This window comes from Variovorax cryoconiti, from assembly GCF_051216395.1.
Taxonomy (GTDB): domain Bacteria; phylum Pseudomonadota; class Gammaproteobacteria; order Burkholderiales; family Burkholderiaceae_C; genus Variovorax.
Genome location: NZ_JBPJZI010000098.1, coordinates 575 through 1,007 on the forward strand (window position 1 = coordinate 575; position 433 = coordinate 1,007).

The 433-nt window shown below is 68.1% G+C and carries 1 protein-coding gene; it reads left to right on the forward strand.

Going from position 1 to position 433, the window contains the following annotated elements; all coding sequences use genetic code 11:
* Nucleotides 1-395: DUF418 domain-containing protein (locus ACSFA2_RS26015; RefSeq protein WP_435458207.1), on the forward strand; the 395-nt coding region annotated here is incomplete at its 5' end.
* Between the last annotated feature and the right edge of the window lie 38 nt (nucleotides 396-433).

Sequence of the window (433 nt, forward strand, 5' to 3'; positions counted from 1 at the left end):
AGGTGACACTCGCCATCAGCTTGATCGCGACCACGCTGGTGATGTTGTGGAGCTCAGGCGGTGCGAGCATCTGGGTGGTGCGCCTGCTGCATCAGGTCGCGCTCGGCCTGTTCTGCATGGCCGCCTTCGTGCTGCTGTTCCAGCAGACCCGCTGGCGGCACTGGTTGCGCAAGCTCGCGCCCATGGGGCGCATGGCGCTGACGAACTGGCTCGCGCAGGCACTGCTCGGGCTGGGCCTGTTCTACGCCCTCGGGCCGAGCTTCGGATTCTTGTTGAGCATCGCCGTGCTTCAGGCGATGCTCAGCTGCTGGTGGTTGGCGCGCTGGTCATCCCGGCAGGCGGGCCGGCTGAATACGGCCCGCCCCCTTCGCCAGCCGCTCAGGGCAGAACCGTGATGCGGCCCACTACCGGCGGAGCCAGCGGGCTGTTCGCC